18 protein-coding genes are annotated in these 17,670 nt (G+C 40.8%); 6 read left to right on the plus strand and 12 right to left on the minus strand.

Annotated features, from left to right (window positions below; translation table 11 throughout):
* Window positions 1-10 precede the first annotated feature (10 nt).
* The 9 genes from UB51_RS14570 to UB51_RS14610 are packed head-to-tail and all read right to left on the minus strand — an operon-like array spanning window position 11 to window position 8,908.
* On the minus strand, window positions 11-1,228 hold the full coding sequence (locus UB51_RS14570; protein ID WP_044877916.1) for an MFS transporter: 1,218 nt from the start codon (window positions 1,226-1,228) through the stop codon (window positions 11-13).
* Window positions 1,218-2,147 carry a transketolase family protein gene (locus UB51_RS14575; RefSeq protein WP_044877917.1) on the minus strand — a complete coding sequence of 310 codons (930 nt, stop codon included), beginning with the start codon at window positions 2,145-2,147 and terminating at the stop codon, window positions 1,218-1,220. The genes UB51_RS14570 and UB51_RS14575 overlap by 11 nt, the downstream gene beginning before the upstream one ends.
* Window positions 2,144-2,959: a 1-deoxy-D-xylulose-5-phosphate synthase N-terminal domain-containing protein gene (locus tag UB51_RS14580; protein WP_234405444.1), complete on the minus strand. Its 816-nt coding sequence runs from the start codon at window positions 2,957-2,959 to the stop codon at window positions 2,144-2,146. Before UB51_RS14580 ends, UB51_RS14575 begins: the two co-directional genes overlap by 4 nt.
* Window positions 2,952-4,793, minus strand: a complete 1,842-nt coding sequence (locus UB51_RS14585) for a M20/M25/M40 family metallo-hydrolase (RefSeq protein WP_044877918.1) — start codon at window positions 4,791-4,793, stop codon at window positions 2,952-2,954. The genes UB51_RS14580 and UB51_RS14585 overlap by 8 nt, the downstream gene beginning before the upstream one ends.
* Window position 4,794: 1 nt before the next feature.
* The gene (gene argC / locus UB51_RS14590) at window positions 4,795-5,856 is read right to left on the minus strand and encodes an N-acetyl-gamma-glutamyl-phosphate reductase (RefSeq protein ID WP_044877919.1); all 1,062 of its coding nucleotides are present in this window, start codon (window positions 5,854-5,856) and stop codon (window positions 4,795-4,797) included.
* Window positions 5,853-7,175 carry a DegT/DnrJ/EryC1/StrS aminotransferase family protein gene (locus UB51_RS14595; RefSeq protein ID WP_044877920.1) on the minus strand — a complete coding sequence of 441 codons (1,323 nt, stop codon included), beginning with the start codon at window positions 7,173-7,175 and terminating at the stop codon, window positions 5,853-5,855. Before UB51_RS14595 ends, argC begins: the two co-directional genes overlap by 4 nt.
* Entirely contained in the window at window positions 7,129-7,815 is a 687-nt protein-coding gene (locus UB51_RS14600) for a hypothetical protein (protein WP_044877921.1), read from the minus strand. The genes UB51_RS14595 and UB51_RS14600 overlap by 47 nt, the downstream gene beginning before the upstream one ends.
* A 16-nt stretch (window positions 7,816-7,831) precedes the next feature.
* Complete coding sequence (locus UB51_RS14605) at window positions 7,832-8,725, minus strand: RimK family alpha-L-glutamate ligase (RefSeq protein ID WP_044877922.1); 894 nt, start codon at window positions 8,723-8,725, stop codon at window positions 7,832-7,834.
* Between the two features lie 9 nt (window positions 8,726-8,734).
* Window positions 8,735-8,908, minus strand: a complete 174-nt coding sequence (locus UB51_RS14610; protein WP_044877923.1) for a lysine biosynthesis protein LysW — start codon at window positions 8,906-8,908, stop codon at window positions 8,735-8,737.
* Between the two features lie 468 nt (window positions 8,909-9,376).
* On the opposite strand from UB51_RS14610, the gene UB51_RS14615 reads away from it, so the two are divergent.
* The 6 genes from UB51_RS14615 (at window position 9,377) to UB51_RS14645 (ending at window position 15,663) form a co-directional block, all read left to right on the plus strand.
* Window positions 9,377-10,339, plus strand: a complete 963-nt coding sequence (locus UB51_RS14615; protein ID WP_044877924.1) for an ABC transporter ATP-binding protein — start codon at window positions 9,377-9,379, stop codon at window positions 10,337-10,339.
* A gap of 48 nt (window positions 10,340-10,387) precedes the next feature.
* On the plus strand, window positions 10,388-11,380 hold the full coding sequence (locus tag UB51_RS14620) for an ABC transporter ATP-binding protein (RefSeq protein WP_044877925.1): 993 nt from the start codon (window positions 10,388-10,390) through the stop codon (window positions 11,378-11,380).
* Between the two features lie 25 nt (window positions 11,381-11,405).
* Window positions 11,406-12,356 carry an ABC transporter permease gene (locus tag UB51_RS14625; RefSeq protein ID WP_199924938.1) on the plus strand — a complete coding sequence of 317 codons (951 nt, stop codon included), beginning with the start codon at window positions 11,406-11,408 and terminating at the stop codon, window positions 12,354-12,356.
* A gap of 15 nt (window positions 12,357-12,371) precedes the next feature.
* Entirely contained in the window at window positions 12,372-13,286 is a 915-nt protein-coding gene (gene opp4C / locus UB51_RS14630; protein ID WP_044877926.1) for an oligopeptide ABC transporter permease, read from the plus strand.
* Between the two features lie 307 nt (window positions 13,287-13,593).
* On the plus strand, window positions 13,594-15,252 hold the full coding sequence (locus UB51_RS14640) for an ABC transporter substrate-binding protein (RefSeq protein ID WP_044877928.1): 1,659 nt from the start codon (window positions 13,594-13,596) through the stop codon (window positions 15,250-15,252).
* A 102-nt stretch (window positions 15,253-15,354) separates the two neighbouring features.
* Complete coding sequence (locus UB51_RS14645) at window positions 15,355-15,663, plus strand: DUF2642 domain-containing protein (RefSeq protein WP_445322329.1); 309 nt, start codon at window positions 15,355-15,357, stop codon at window positions 15,661-15,663.
* Window positions 15,664-16,377: 714 nt separating this feature from the next.
* On the opposite strand, the gene UB51_RS14650 is transcribed toward UB51_RS14645, so the two are convergent.
* From UB51_RS14650 to UB51_RS14660, 3 genes are read right to left on the minus strand one after another with little or no spacing between them, the layout of a single operon-like run.
* Window positions 16,378-16,602: a phage holin gene (locus UB51_RS14650; protein ID WP_044877929.1), complete on the minus strand. Its 225-nt coding sequence runs from the start codon at window positions 16,600-16,602 to the stop codon at window positions 16,378-16,380.
* The gene (locus tag UB51_RS14655) at window positions 16,602-17,381 is read right to left on the minus strand and encodes a glycoside hydrolase family 73 protein (RefSeq protein WP_044877930.1); all 780 of its coding nucleotides are present in this window, start codon (window positions 17,379-17,381) and stop codon (window positions 16,602-16,604) included. The genes UB51_RS14650 and UB51_RS14655 overlap by 1 nt, the downstream gene beginning before the upstream one ends.
* A 1-nt stretch (window position 17,382) precedes the next feature.
* Complete coding sequence (locus UB51_RS14660) at window positions 17,383-17,616, minus strand: hemolysin XhlA family protein (protein WP_044877931.1); 234 nt, start codon at window positions 17,614-17,616, stop codon at window positions 17,383-17,385.
* Window positions 17,617-17,670 lie beyond the last annotated feature (54 nt).

Raw genomic sequence — 17,670 nt, forward strand, 5'->3', positions numbered from 1 at the left:
CTCCACTTCATTACATTGTTAAGGTTTTTTTAGTAGCTTTAACTTTACTTCCTAACATTTGATATAGTGCGAACCCTAATAACATGAGAACACTCATACAAATAAAACCTACACCCGCAGAGTAACGTTCTATCAGTACACCCAGACCCGAGGCGAAGACCGTCTGCAACAGAAGCGAAATAGCCATCCAAACGGATAAAGCTCTTCCCATATATGACTTAGATACCGTCTCCATGATCGTTGTATTTATCAATATTCTTAATGAAGAATTACTAAGTCCGATGAATACACTTCCTATATACAAGACAAATACATATTTATTAAATGCCAAAGCAAGTAAGCTACTAATGGCTAAAAGGAAGAAAAGTGCAATCGTTCCTTGCTTCGATATTTTTCGAGCAAATGGTGCTGCAATAAACCCAGATATAAGTCCTCCTATGCCGTAACACATATCTGATAAGCCGAACACAACAGAATCACCGCGAACCGAGTTATTTACATATCCCGGAAGAACGACATTATAGACCATTGTAGAAATTAAAGGGACAATTGCCACAACACCTATCCAGAAAATATAGGGTCTCTCCTTTAAGTAACTAATGCCATCTTTAAAATTAGCAAAAAAGGTCTCCTCTTTATTACCTATCACAATAGGATTGTATTGAACTCTGTATAAGAATAGGCTGCTTAGAATAAAAGCAATGGCATTAATCGTTAGAATAAGCTCAAATCCAAAATATTTATACAATAAACCTGAAGCCGCACCAGCCATAAACATGCCAACCTGCAAACTGATCTCGACTAAAGAATTACCATTAATTAATTCCTTCTCTGTAAGAAGCTCTTGGACTAAACTTCTAGATGCGGACATGTAAATCGCCCAACTCATACCATTTATAATTGTAAAAAAGTAAAGATACTCCGTATGAAAGCCAAATATTAAAAATAGACAAATAACCGCAACGATTCCTAAGGTACGAAAAAAATTAGTCCATAAAATAATTTTTTTGCGATTGAATCTATCGGTCAACGTTCCAACAAATGGGGATATCACTAACCCTGCAATCACATTTAAAGAAAGCATGAACCCAATCAATTGTATAGAACCCGTCTGATCCATCAGAAACCAGTTCGCTCCAATCGTGCTCATACCCACTCCGAATCCAGAAATGATGTCGGAGAAGAAAAAATGACGGAAATTTCTTGGTTTTAGAATACTAAAAACCATCTGTACCCCCTATTAAATGTATTTGCTGTTGCAGAGGTTCAAGTCCAAACCCTAAGTAATCCAGTACATCCTTATGTGTACCGCCATAAATAGGCCATTTCTCACCGCAATCATGCGAGTAGACTTTACACTCAGGCATTAATAAAGCTAGATTGGAAGCTGAGCTTCCTGTTGCTCTATGTTCTTCCACGACAAGAAACGTATCCGAGAGTTGCTGTAAATCACCGATATAACTTTTCAAGCTAGCTAGGTCCACATAACATAAGTGTGCATGAACAACAGAATCATTCACTTGAGCAATTGATTTACATAACTCAGTTGCCTCTTCCCCAATAGATATCAAGCAAAGCTTGGCATTGGTGAATACTGCCCCTTCAATTAGGATATCCTTACAACTGCTTTCCTCCGCTCGATCAAGACTGTCATAAACAGCATTTCTAGCCAGACGAATATAGTAGGGCTCTTGTGATTCCGCAGCTTCTTGAATCACTCGTCTAGTCTCTAACTCTCCATGGGGACAAGCAATTCGGATATTCTGGAAGGATTGGATAATCGCAATATCTTCTAAACAATGGTGAGTGGTTCCAAACCATCCTCCTGAAACACCGCCATAAGCAGCGACTATTTTGATGTTTTTCTCCATATATCCCATGGCTAACTTTATACTTTCCGCAGCTCTAACAGCAGCGAATGAAGCAAAGGTTGAAAAAAACGGAATAAACCCCGCTTCGGCCAAACCTGCCGCTATATCAATACTAGCCAATTCCGCTATCCCTAAGTTAAAAAAACGATTAGGATGACTTTGTTCAAACGGGTGATTCTTCCCACCTAAATCTGCTTCAATACAAATGATTCTTTCATTATTAAAGGCTAGCTTTGCGAGTTCATCCTTATAGGATTCTCTTCCTGATTTACTCATACTAAACTCCTCTTCCATTTGCTAGCGACTCTCTCTGGGATTTTGGCATAGTGAGCGTCTGGATTACCCTCTATAGCTTCTACACCCTTGCCTTTAATCGTTGTTGCAAGCAGAGCTAATGGTTTATCATGGTTGAGTTCTAAAGCTGCTAAAATTTGTTCCATATTGTGTCCATCTATTTCTTCCACTTGAAATCCAAATGATTCGAATCGTTGTCTCAGGTTATGAAGTGGGGATATGTCACTGACATATCCATCATTCTGACCCCCGTTACAATCTACGATATAAATAAAATTAGAGATTGCTTTGGCCTGAATGATTTGAGCTGTTTCCCAACATAGACCCTCTTGCAGCTCGCCATCCCCACCTAACACGATACCTAATCCATCTAGGTTCTTAATTTTTTGTCCTAATGCCCAGCCTGCCGCATAAGGAATACCATGTCCTAAGCTCCCTGTGGAGAATGGGATATGGGGCAGTTTATGGTTGGGATGACCTGTAAATAATGAGCCTTTCTCACCGTAAGATTCAGCAGGGTTATCCTCAATGAGATCATAAAGATAAAGTGTTGCATACAACGCCGCCGCTGTATGACCTTTACTAAGAACAATGACGGTGTTCTCATCTTTTACATACTTTGAATACACCCCTATAAGAAGATCAATGACGGATAAACTTCCACCAATATGGCACCCCGTCTCAGAGGCCGCCATATCTATAATCAGTTTCCTTGCTTCTTTGGTGATTGCAACCAGGTTATTTAGATGCTCTGAATGCGGAATTGGCTCATATACGGTATCTATATTATTCACTCCCTTTCAGCCTAAACCATTCTCCAACCGCTTCTTTAAGAATGGTTCGGGTTGCTTCCACCTCTTTAATGTGCAAGTATTCATGATTCGTATGATCTAAGCTGGAATCCCCAGGTCCATAAGCTACCATTGGTGTAGCATCCCATGTCGTTGCCAGTGTGTTCATATCACTGGTACCTCGTTTTTTAATATAATGAATGGACTTTTCTTCCTTAGCGAAGCTACGAACAAACGCTTTAACCAATACACAATTACGTGGATTAGCAAATCCAGGTGTAGCGCGTAAGACCTTCACAATCACCTCGTCACCAAAATCCAACGCAATCTTCGACGCGTAATCTTTACCGGCAGGAGGTGAAATTCTAAAATTCAATATTCCGCTTACCGTGAGTATTCCTTTTTCATTGGTGTGTTGGATATCAATGAGTGACGATAGGCATTGAGGGTCAATATTCTGCACCCTTGAACGTATGTCCTCGACAACCACATGTAATTGATCGATGACACTCAGCGCATCTTTGGCAGCCGTATGTTCTTGGGGGCGAGTAATGGTAATCTCAAGTTTATAGAGTCCATAGTAGCCCAATGTTAGACTCCCTTCCCCGCTGGGTTCACCAATAATCACGGCATCGGCACTGTAATGATCTTTAATATAATGGGCTCCTTTAGAAGACGATATTTCCTCTTCTACCGCACCAATGACCAGTAAAGTACCATCCGAAGGTACCTCCGCATCTCTCAACATATGAACGAAGTTCACGAAACATCCTTTGGCGTCTACTACACCTCTACCTGTAATTCCTTGGCTGTCACTTTCGACTTTCCAAATATGCGGAACCGTGTCCAAGTGCCCTAGAAGCAATAGCTTATTAGGTCCATTTCCTTTTTGAAAAACGATATTACCGACTTCATCAATCCGACCCGAAACGCCTGGATATTGAATGGTATCCAACAAATAATGAGCTAGCTCATGTTCACCTTGGGAAATCGAGGGGATACGCACAACCTTATTCAATAAGTCCATATCATTGAGGTCTTTCTCCATATTCCAAAACCAAGTTTTACCTGTACCCTCTAACGTATGAGGTCCGGTAATACATACATCGCAAATCCCATGTTGAATGGCTAAATTTGCAGCCCGTACCTTTTGCTTCATTCTTCCTGTAATCGAATGGATTTCGTCACCTAAGTAAACATCCGAGAGGGTTGATCTTTCATCTTCTACGTTCTCAAGTATTCCGTAGGTACTAGTCACAAACCTTAGATGTTGCGCTTCTAACTCGATCGCTAAATGAGCTGCCAGCACATCAGCATCAATATTAATGAACGCTCCAAGCACTTTATCTATGATCGGAGGTGTAAGGCACACGACATCAAATGTAGCTAATGTAGCTTTCAAGAAATCCACATTACACCCTGTGAAGTTACCAAATAATGAATCTCTGACAATGACAGGTTTATTGTTCTTTAATACTTTGAGAGGTTTGGCTTTGGTTCCAAAGACAATGTCATTCTCTCCACCAGATTGTGAGAATACGTTAAGCTTGTGTTTTCTCAGATTTTCATTGACGATCGGGATAATTATTTCATCATACGCAGCTCGGATGATGGGCATTTCTTCAGGAGAGCAGTACCGAACTTCATCCCCACTTACTAACGTAAGAAACGGTATTTCTCGATCGATATTGTTATATTTTTGTTTAATCCCTTCAGCACCACCTGCCACCAAAAGAATCTTGCCACCTCGGTGTACAATCTCAGCAATTTCCTCAAATATTTCTGGATGGTTCACCAGGGTACTGCTTCCTAATTTAATAACGTATAAGTGATCCATATTAAGGCCATACTCCTTCCAATTCAGATTGCAGTCCTGTCTCCTCTGGGAAACCCATATAGAGATTTGCCGCCTGAATCGCTTGTCCTCCAGCACCTTTTATTAAATTATCTATACTCGAGATCGATACACAATTCTTCCCGTCAATATACACACCCACTTCCGCGTAATTCGTTCCCGCTACGGTTTTGATCATAGGATTAGAATTGTGCCCAACGTTGGAATTGAAATAATGGATAAACGGTGTAGATGCATAAGTGCTGTAAAAGGCCTTTTTCACATCAATCTCTGAAACACCTTCTTTTAGAACCGAATATGACGTAACCATGATGCCTCTTGGCAGATCAAGGCTATACGTAGAAAACTGCAGATCAATTTCTTTTTGAAAATACGTCTTGAAAGCAAATTCGATCTCTGGCTTATGTCTATGCCCATGTACTTTATGCGGTCGAAAATTATTCGTACGCTCAGCATGATGCTCGGTCGTCGTTTTCCCTCCTCCACTAGAACCTGTTTTAGCATCGGATACAATACGATTCTCGATTAGGTCATGGGCCAATAGTGGATATAAAGTATAAATCGTTGCCACAGCCATACAGCCCGGAAGGTTTACAACCTTCACTTGGTGATCGATTCTACTAAACTCAGGAATATAGTAATAACTAGAGCCGTTAAATTCATGCTTTAGCGTTTCGGGATAATGCTTCTGTAAGAGATCCAGATCCGTAACTCTGTAATCTCCACTAACATTAAAAATATAATCCGCATGCAAAGATATTTGATTAATGAATTGAGGTAGCACCCCCGTTGGTAAACAAGAGAACACAATGTCATATTTACCATCTAGGTCTGAAATTTTACTGAATTTGAGCGCATTCGATTTCTTCCCATGTCTAAACGCCATGAAATGTTTATCTACGGGGCTTCCAGCTTTAGATTCCGAAGAGACAAATTCCACCTTTAAAAAGGGATGTTTGCTTAACAACCGATATATTTCAGCGCCTGTAAAACCAGTTCCGCCTAGAATGGCTACTCGTTTCACACGATATTCAGATGTACTCATCCTAATCTAGCATCCCTTTCATACAGAACTGGATCATTCGTGTTTCTTTCTACGATTTGACGAATGATGTCCGGATTTGCATCAATTTTTTGGAAAACTAAGGCGTAAGCTTGAATTCTTTCATATTCAATGGGTGATCTTAATTCTCTGCATATCGTTAAGGTAGACCGCAACATCTTCAGCGTTTCCGGGAAGTTGTGGATGTCATAACCTAAATCACTACGACCTGATAATGTAAATGGATAGCCGTTTCCAAAGCCAATCTTGTTCTTAAAAGGAAGATGCCCGGGGATCGGAACATTTTGCCATTCTCTTGCAAAAACACCTTCACTCATCGCCAGTTCTTGGATCGCATCCTTTACTTTATAATCAAGTAAATCTTCTAAACCCAAGTTTTCTGGAGATATCTTGATTCTGTACATGTTATAGCTGTGCTTGGAACCCTCGGGTACTATCGGTCCTCTAAAGAGCTTTGTCTCCGAAAGGACCTTCGTAAGATATCCTGCATTTCTTGCTCGGATAGCATCATAATACGGGAGACGCTCCAACTGACTTATCCCAAAAGCGGCTGCAATCCAAGACATTCTGTAATCAATACCCGAATCTTCGAGAAAAGCCAAGGCTCTCTCATAATCTTCCCTCTCTTTGAAAAAGGCTATGCCGCCTTCTCCCCCAACAGGAAAGTTCTTATCTGCCATTAAACTTTGACCAGCTCCATCACCGATGGAGCCACATATTTGATGACCAATCGAAGCCGAATGAGCATGGGAAGCATCTTCAACCAAGCGTAAAGAATATTTCTTACTGATTTGGCTTAATTGCGTGAGGTCTGCTGGCAAGCCATGTACATGGACTGGCATGATCACTTTCGTTCTACTCGTGATCGCCTTCTCTACTTTGGCGGGATCTAGGCAATAGGTTTGTGGATCAATATCCACAAATATGGGAATCGCCTTTGCAGCCACAACAGCCTGAGCTGTAGCAATAAACGTAAACGCTGGTAGAATGACCTCATCGCCTGGTTGCACCCCCACTCCCACTAAAGCAAGGTGAAGACTAGAAGTACCGCTTGCTGTAGAAATCGCATAATTGGCTCCCACATAATGACGATACTTCTCCGTAAATTCATCGATCACACGATCTGGGTCTTGCTGGATCGAGATTAACATCTGCATGACATCTTCCTTAGTGATGATTGGGAAATTAGTTTTTCTTACATCCTCAGGGATGACAGCAGGGCCACCCTTATATGCCAGATCAGCGCCTATCCAATCATCTGAAGGAAGTTCCAACAGCTTTTGTATGAAATCTGTCTTCATTCTCGTGGTTCCTCCTTAGCAATGTTAATTTCACACATGCCCCCACTAGGGGGCTTAATCGATAGTTAAACTGGATGGCTGGCTCGATTTCAGAATCACTTTCTTCTTGCGTCCACATCGTTTTCAAATCAAAAGCACCAAAAATCTTTAATCTCTCCGCTTTCTTCCAAACAGAAATGTCATTCACCGCTAATGCTGCACAAGGACCAAACCCTAAATCCGTAAAATCTAATACTAGTGCTTGAGCATCTGTCGTTTTGGATACAACCAAGGCTTCCAAGTCATTGAGATTCTCCCAATTCACTGAAATGGTTGCATAACCATGTCCAAGTTCTAGATCAGACTCTAAATTAATCCCTAACCAATTCAAAAATTTTCTTTCCTGATCACTCGCTTTCGCTAGTCGAGTAGATGAACCATGTACAATATTCTGTCCCCATAATGCACCATGTACGGCACCTGTATAGCTATTGAATAAGGCTACGTGTTTAGCCTTGGTTATCTTGCTAATGCTCTTCTCTAAACCTTTTAATTCATTCTCATTCTTTTCAATACTCATAATGACACCTGAATTAAGAACTCTAGATAATACAAATGAAAGCGAGAAGTAATTTTCTTTTTTGATCACGGAATCTGCCATTGTTCCTCCTCCATTATTAATTTATTATTTGAGCAAATTTACTTTTCAACGCTATTTTTTTCTTAAGATATTGTGCAATATGATCCGCAACATCGACACCATGGATCTTCCATGACTTGGAGAATTCAGGATTTTGATTAATTTCGCATACGAGATAACAGTTATTCTTGAAATCATAGAATAGATCTAATCCATAGATACCTTCTCCCAAAATATCAATCAGTTTGTTACATATAGATCCAATCTCGTGGTTAATATCCATCGGTTCTATTTCAGCACCAAGATGTGTATTGGTTTTCCAGTTGTCGATGGATACTCTGCGGAAAGCCACAATGGGCTTACTTCCCACAATCACGACCCGGATATCGAAATCCCCCTTATCCACAAATTCTTGAATCAATACAGGGAAGGATTGTTGCGTGGGATCCAAAGATTCCCTTGCCGCAGTCCATGCATCTAAACAATCTTGTCCCACAATCCTCGCGATTCCTCTTCCCCAGGATGAGCTCGCAGGTTTGATAACAAATACGTTACCAAAGTCTTCAAAAGATTCTTTTATATTGGATGATGTAAAAGCCACCTTAAATCTTGGCTGCGGAATATTAGCTTGTTGAAATACAATCGATTGATGAATTTTATTCGTACAAATCGTAATCGCCTTAACTGAATTGACCGTTTCAATGCCTGCTAACTCCAATAGGGTTGAGCGACTTAATGCCTTTTTTTGAGAAAGGCACCTTATGAGCGCTAACCCAACTTGCTCAGATCTGTCTGTTTCCAAGGGTAAGTCCATGGAATCAAGATTAATCTCAACATGAAAACCATCCTCTTTAAGAAAATCAGATATACGTTTTTCTTCCTCGCGTAGTTTGGTGACACAGATTAAAACATCTGTATGTTTACTCATCATCCAACTCCTTTACTCACCCCAAGTTTCTTCAATTTCCGGAGCGAGTGCTATAGTGATTAAATTGTGAACGGCATGTACTTCATGCTCTTGACCACATGAGGAGCATTCAACGATCTCCCCCGTTGTTGCATCTTCTTCTACGCTAAAATCAGACTTGCATACAAGACAATTTAAGCTACTCATTTCTTTTTCCACCTTCCAAATATAATTTGTATTATACCCACTTGAATAATGGGTATTAATACAGCAATCAACCACCATTGTTTAAAATTCTAATCATCTCCATACTCTCATCGGTTATATGGGGTATTAAAATTTGTTTTAAAATTATCATATATTTTCCAGTTTAGTCAATTGGAGTTCAATAAGGATCTTCTATTCTGGTATAGAACATCTTTATGTTTCCGTCATCATTATCGTTTCTTAAATGTTTCAAGCGAATCGCGATCATCAGACAATCGTATCTGCTCAGGCTTGTAAGCATTATCATAGAGTTCCCCTCTTTCTTAATAGAAGATTTCTATTAAATGGTAATTTTATGTTTATGTTATATTAAACCCATTATTCACAGTTAAATTATGTGAATAATTGTTTGGAATATAACTAAAGGAGGAACAGCGATGAGTAAACAACAGCTAGTGAAGTGGTTGGATGGATAACTTACTGAAGGTCAATGGATTGCAAACGGTATTTCGATCCGACACGTGCGATGTGACAGCTGTCGATAAAGTCAGTTTTCAAGTGCAGCTGGGTGAGACCATCGGAATCGTAGGAGAGTCAGGCTGCGGGAAAAGCGTTACATCCTTATCCATCATGAACCTGCTTGGGAAGGAAGGTCGCATTCAGCAGGGGGAGATTTGGTTCAATGGGACCAACCTAGCTGAGTTGTCCGAGACCGGGCTTCGCCAACTACGCGGTAAAGAGATCGCAATGATTTTTCAAGAACCTATGACCTCGCTTAATCCGGTTTTTACTATTGGCAGTCAATTAATAGAAACGATCCGACTACATATGAAGCTTAATCGTAAGGAATCTAAGGCTTACGCCATTCAAATGCTAACTAAGGTAGGTATTTCCCGTCCCGAAGCCATTCTAAAGGAATATCCACATACGTTATCTGGTGGTATGCGCCAGCGGGTCATGATTGCTATAGCGCTTGCTTGCAAACCCAAGCTTCTTATTGCAGATGAACCTACTACTGCGCTTGATGTCACTGTTCAAGCTCAAATTTTGAGTTTGATGAAGGAGCTACGTGAAGAAAGCGGTGCGGCGATTATGCTGATCACACATGACTTGGGCATCGTTGCAGAAATGGCTGACAAAGTGATCGTGATGTATGCAGGCCAAATCGTCGAAGAAGCCGATGTCTTCTCCTTATTCGAGGAACCGCTCCACCCTTATACAAAAGGATTATTACAATCCATTCCAGGTACGGGGGATGACGACAACGATCGATTATTCGGTATCCCTGGATCTGTACCTTCCATACAGCGGATGCCTCAAGGTTGCAGATTCCATTCCCGCTGTGAACACGCTACGAAGCAATGCATTCATGAGCAGCCGGAGTTAAAGACAATAAAGCCTAATCACCAAGTGAAATGCTGGCTGTATTAGGAATGTGACTTGAATGAAATAAGTCAGCTCATTACAGGGGGGGATGAAATGATAGAAGTTAAAGACACGCTTACTCAGACTCCATTAGTCCGAATTGAGCGATTAAAAACCTACTACCCCATTAAAAAGGGAATTTTCTCGCGGACAGTAGGACATGTCAAAGCGGTTGACGATATTAGTCTCAATATCTACGAAGGGGAGACATTAGGACTTATCGGAGAATCCGGGTGTGGTAAATCCACCATTGGTCGTTCTATAGTACGACTTGAGAATCCCAGCGAGGGTAAGATATTTTTCAGGAATGAAAATATCACTCAGTATTCTAATCAAAAATTAAAGCCGATTCGTAAGCAGATACAAATTATATTTCAAGATCCTTATTCTTCGTTAAACCCGCGAAAAAAGATCAATGATATTCTATCTGAACCCCTTATCGTACACAAGCTTGTCGATCCTAGCAGGGTACAGCAAAATGTAGATCAATTATTGGATGCAGTGGGCTTGCCTCGCTCCTACAAGAATCGCTATCCTCACGAATTTTCTGGCGGGCAGCGGCAGCGCATTGGGATTGCAAGAGCTATCTCTTTAAAGCCGAAATTTATTGTATGTGACGAACCCGTCTCTGCACTCGATGTATCTATTCAAGCTCAAATTTTGAATTTGCTTAAAGATTTACAAAAAGAGTTGAATCTTACTTATTTGTTCATTGCGCATGGGGTGGGTACAGTCAAATATATTAGCACTCGAGTGGCAGTTATGTATCTCGGAAAAATCGTAGAGCTAGCAGATAAAACCGATTTATTCAATCATCCCAAGCACCCTTATACCCATATCTTATTGAATTCAAGTCCATTGCCTGATCCCAAGCTACGTAATAAAGAACGAATCATTATACAGGGTGAAGTTCCAAGTTCCGCAAACCCACCTATGGGATGTCGATTTCATACACGATGTCCTTACATGCAGGAAAAATGCAAGCATGAAGAACCGCCTCTCACGGGTGTCCTACATACGGTTGCATGTCATTATCCCTTAGGTTAAGGCTAGGAAAAGGAGGAACCTTCTTATGCTCCATTACATTGTGAGACGCGTACTTATTGCGATTCCCGTATTACTAGGCATTACCATTCTCAACTTTTGCATTGTTAATCTAGCACCTGGTAATCCCGTCGATATGTTCATTGATCCCAATACACCCCAGCAGTTAGTGGAAGCAAAGAAAGAGATGCTAGGACTTAACGATCCCCTCATCATTCAATATTTCAAATGGCTTTGGCATTTACTTCACGGTGGTTTCGGTTACTCCTTCAGCTCCTTTGCTCCTGTTACGCATATCATCGGAGAACGTATTGGACCCACACTTATGTTAACTTCGATCTCTTTAACACTCGGCGTGTTAATAGCCATTCCCATTGGAATTCTAAGCGCGGTCAAACAAAACACTCGATTCGATTACATCATGACTGGCTTATCCTTTATTTGGACTTCTATTCCACAGTTTTTTCTTGGATTAGGTCTAATCTATGTTTTTGCACTTCATTTCAAAATATTACCTACGGGTGGGATGCTGACAATTGGCGGTGATGGCAGCTTAGCGGATAGAATTAAGCATCTCATTCTTCCCGTCTCCGTACTTACGATTGCTATTATCGGTAAAAAAATAAGATATGTACGTGCAAGTATGCTCGATGTGCTGAAACAGGATTATTTACGGACAGCCCGCGCCAAGGGTTTGCATGCGTTTATCGTAACCAATAAACATGCACTGCGTAATGCGCTTATTCCAATCATCACCGTGTTCGGTATGGAAATCCCCCTCCTACTTGGAGGAAGTATTATTATTGAACAAATTTTCCAATGGCCTGGCATAGGGCAGCTAACCATGCAATCCATATTATCTAGGGATTATCCCACCCTAATGGGCTTAAATTTCATAGCTGCGATTATTGTACTTGCAACCAATTTATTCATGGATATTCTGTATTTCGTAGCAGATCCACGTGTCAAATATAACTAGAAAGGGGGCATGCACATGTCCATAACCGATATCCAAATGAAATCAACTAGGCGAACAATGGACTCTGGTCAAACCATACAATCGGAGCCGGAGGAACGCTACATCCAGCAGATCATTCACCGCTTCAGGAAAAACCGGTTGGCCGTTGCAGGACTTGTCTTTATCATCCTACTCGTATGTACTGGACTGTTCGCACCATGGTTAACGCCGCATAATCCCAATGAAGTGACTACTATCTTCTCAGCCTCCCCTTCTTCTGTTCATTGGCTCGGAACAGACCAAGTAGGAAGAGACGTTCTAAGCCGGCTTATCTATGCGACTCGAATTTCTTTGATCGTCGGCTTTCTCACCGTGTCCATCTACGTCACTATAGGGACCACGATTGGCTTGATTTCCGCTTATTATGGGGGCTGGATGGATATGATCGTGATGCGTCTTGCCGACATTTTTATGGCCTTTCCTTATTTAATGGTCATCTTGGTCGTCGTCAGTATATTGGGCTCAAGTCTTACCACCATCATTCTCGTTCTAGCCTTATTCTCTTGGCCTACAGTAGCACGTCTGGTTAGAGGAAGTGTGCTATCGCTCAAGCAATTGGATTATGTAAAAGCTGGAATCGCCCTTGGATTTAGTCCTCGGCGTATCATGTTTGGTCATATTCTGCCCAACGCCCTCGGTCCCGTTATTGTCAACGCCACGTTCGGTATAGCTGCTGCTATCCTTAGTGAAGCAGGGCTTAGCTTTCTCGGAATGGGGATCCAACCGCCAACACCCAGTTGGGGGAACATGCTCAGCGATGCTCAATCTTTAACTGTATTAACCAATCAACCTTGGCTGTGGGTGCCTGCTGGGTCTATTCTCTTGGTCACAGTATTAGCTATTAATTTCATGGGGGATGGACTTCGAGATGCATTAGATCCCAAGCAATAAGAGGTTGTTCAAAAAGTCATCTATTGATCACGAAGTAACGCAAGAAGATTATTCGGCATCGAATCTGAGTTCAACCCTCGAAGTCCGTTGCTCATGTAGGTTTGCGAGCGCATGCTTACGAAGGTCATTTTCTTCGAAAACGTGTAACTCCGCTACTCCTTCTTCGGCCCTTAACTCACCTTCTGAGGCGTTTTGAAAAAACGCAGCATCGTAAGCATAAGCTATCATGCTGAATAGTCGACTTTTTGAACTCTCACTATAAGGTACTTACAACTTTAAAAATATGATCAACAGAGGGGATCTTTCAATGAAATCAATGAACCGCATTCTATTCATCAGCTTATTAGCCATGTTTGTTATCATCCTTTCTGCATGTGGCTCAACTAAGGAAACCACAAAAAAAGCAGATGCCCAGCAATATCCTACAGCAGAAAAGGCAGAAACAACTGCAAAGCCAAAGATAGTTTCCATTGGGATTGTTAATTCTCCTACTACTTTAAACCAAATTAACCATCAAGGAGATTCTGCATCCCAAACTGTACTTAGCATCATCAACGATTCACTCTTAGATCTAACGGAATCATTTGAATTTATCCCTAAGATTGCTTCATCTATTGAAACAAAAGACAACCAAACCTTTATCGTTAAGTTGAATCCTGAAGCTAAATGGAATGACAACGAGCCCTTCACGGCAGCCGATGTAGCTTTCACATTAAAAACCGCGCTGAATCCCCAAGTTGAAAGTACCATTCGAATTGCTTTTGTAGAAGGCTTGGATGATGCGGGTAAAATCCCTGCGGGACAAACTGAAATTTCCGGATTTAAGATTATTGATAAACACACCTTTGAAATAAAAAGCAAGACACCTATCGACTCTAATATCTTCAAAGAGAAATTTGGTACGAACATTAACTTTTTGCCGGAGCACATCTTAAAGGATATCAATCCCGAACAACTGGCTACCGATCCCTATTTCCAGAATCCTACCGTAACCATCGGTGCATTCAAATACTCCAAGTTTGCCAAAGACCAATATTTTGAAGCGGTGCGTAATGAAAATTATTATCGCGATATTGCTAAGCTGGATAAGGTCATCGTTAAGGTGCTGCCTGCAACAAATCTGGTAGCTCAACTACAAACCAATGAAATTCAATTAAACTCCTTACCTGTTGGACTTATTCCGATCACAGATTATGGAACTGTCAAGAATTTATCTAACATCAACCTTTCATCAAGTACGCCATCAGAGCCAGCAGAGCTTTTTTTCAATGTAACGAAAATTACCGATCCTAAAGTACGTCAAGCTTTTGCATATGCGCTTAACCGTCAGTTGATCGTTGACCAACTGTTTAAAGGTCAGGCAGATATCATCGATGGAGGGATCCCGAACAATCATCCTTACTACGCCAAGGATACCCCGTTATATACGTATGATCCTGAAAAGGCAAAGCAGTTGCTTAAAGAAGCTAATTGGGATTCGAAACGTGAAGTTCAGCTGCTTGTCCCTTCAGGTAACAAACTTCGCGAACAGGCTTCCGAGATAATAGTTCAGAACTTAATTGCAGTTGGCGTGAATGTGAAAATACAAAAATTCGATTTTGGTACTTTGATCGGAAAAGTAGACAACGGGGATTACGATTTAACTATCTTTAATCGTGATTATTATTTTGAACCCAGCTTATATTTCACACTGTTTAAAAGCGATAATGAAAATAATTTCCTTAACTATAATAACCCACAGGTAGATACGCTCATTGCCAAAGGTGAAAACGAAACTGATCCCGCAAAACGTCTTGAGATTTACAATCAACTACAGGCTTTACTACATAAGGATCTTCCTTCTCTAGCCATATATTCTGAGAAACGTTTACAGGCTGTTTCTAAGGATATCAGTGAAGGTAGACCCGCTAATGTCGGACAATTTAATAACGTAAACAAATGGGATATAAAAAACAATAACAACTAACCACCCAGAATAAAATCACCAATCCTAGGCAACTGTCATACATTACCTTAAGATCAAAACAGCAACCTAACCTAAGGAGTGATTGTTCTGGAACATTATCAAATGACACGTAACATGCAACCGAACATGCAACCGAATATGCAACCAAACATGCAAGCAAGCATGCAGCCAAACATGCCACCACATATGCAGCCACATATGCACCATAAGCCATTAGTCGTACATCCCGTTGACCATTGTGTAGTGGAGACATTGAAATCCCTAATAGGAAAATGTGTTTTGTTGGAAACAACTCGTGGAAAAGTCGAAGGCATTGTATGTGACTGCAAACCAGACCATGTCATCTTGCAATGTCGCGGCAAAAATTTCTACGTGCGTATATTTGAAATTGTGTGGATTATGCCTGAGTAAAGATTATTAGAACGCGAAGGATACTTAAAATGAGTGAGCGATATTAAAAGGGGATATAAAGTTTATGAGCTGCTTTAGCGCAGCTCTTTTTTTTTCGTGAGTTAACTTCGATTCGTCTTCTCGTTGATTTCTTTTAGTTCTCTCTCAATATTTTGAAGGGATCTTTTGTTTGAATTTGAGTTTTTAACTAACGTGATTGCAACGTAAATGATAAATATCCAAAAGGAAATGGTTACGAGCTGAATCAATATAGCTAACAAAGAAAACATCATGTGTATCATCCTTTCATTATCCAATAATAACAGGATACCATATTATGGATTTATATAATTGGAAAATACGTTTTACGGGAAAAATGCTTCTGCATAGCTCTTATTTGTGTTTGTAAATTTAAGAATAGCTATTAATGTCAGAGGAGTCATGGATTGCATTATATGCAGGAGATTAAAAGAATGAGTACTTAAAAAATATATAGTATTGATAAGTGACCGCTACGCGGATGGATTGTCCTTACGATCGCTGTTGCGGTGAAAATTCAGGGGCAAAGCGTATGCTTTCGAAGTAGCTTTCCAAGGGAAAGCTTTTCGGCGAATGCTACGCTTCTCCAGAACAATTCCAGTATCGAAGCTACGATCAGCATAGGATTCTATTTTAAGCAAGCACTGATTATGAATTAGAGCCATTTTATAATTTGTGAATTTGTGATTTCACATATCACAAGTTATATCCAGAGCTGCCCGGTCTGGTCGGATTAGAAATAATACCGAGGATAACTAATAACCCTAGCAACGTATTCATCAATGTGAGAACATCTCCAGACATTTGCTCCGTTAACTCGTACATCCCGGTTACATGTCCAAACAACTGCACCAATAGCAGTAATTGCGATACAATACTAGCCCACAAAGCCCCGTTACGCCATCTTCGCTTGTTCATCATTATTTCTCCCCTTTCAAATGGTTCTTCATCATTGTGAGTACACATGGATCAAACAACCCAATATTATAAATCATCTGGATCATGTTCAGCTCTAACTTGGACTTATCTGCTGAAGTCGTAATTGCTTTCACACTCTTAGCAGCCATAACAGCATCCGTATAGTTACTTACGTAATCCTCTTGTCCAGACATATTGAGACGTTTCTCCATGGCTACCACCCGCTTATTTTGTTCCTCTATCGTTTTTACTAATTGTGCGATTTGAACACCTACGATTTTGCCACCTTCCTGCGGCTTCTCTATAGATTCGTCGTTACGTTTCAAATCATACTGATATAAATTGTACGTATCCATAATGGCAATGAGCTTGTCCGCATATTTGGGATCTGTCGCATACCCCGCAACAGCTACTTCCTTGGCGGCTGTTTTTCCATCCTTATTCAGGACTTTGGCATAAAGATTTCGATTCCACGATACGCCATTCGTAATCAGCTGGGAATGATCGGCAATAGACTCTCCCCAGTTGTGATATGCACGGAATGCCGCATCCACTTTGATTGGATTGCCTCCTACATATTCGGTCGTTGGCATGGTAATGCTGCCCACAGTCCCTTTTCCTTTGATACCAAAAAGATTATTTGCCTTAGTCGTCAAACCACTATTACCCCATGCAGACTCTAGCGCAGCTTGCGCGATGGTGAGAGATGCAGGAACGCCGCAATTGCGATAGTCCTCTATGGCATATGCAGCAATTTTTAAGATAAATTCATTATTGTTCAATTTACAGCCCTCCCACTTTAATAGCAGTCACTATTGCAGCCATCACAATAGCTATTATTGATCCGCTGATAGTACGCCACAACCACTTCTGGTTATCTTCAATCTCATCAAGTCGATGGTGCGCTGATTTAGCTGAACTCAACGCTTCCTGAGCAATATCTTTCGCGTTCAATTGAGCATCCAGTTTGGTCTCTACCCGAGTTAAACGTTGTAAAATCTCTGTCGTTTCGTCCATTGATCTCCCCCATTTCCTTATATGAAAAAATTGCCCTCATTGGTATGAGGGCAT

Origin of the sequence: Paenibacillus sp. IHBB 10380, from assembly GCF_000949425.1 — a bacterium.
In the GTDB taxonomy this organism is placed as follows: domain Bacteria; phylum Bacillota; class Bacilli; order Paenibacillales; family Paenibacillaceae; genus Paenibacillus_AQ.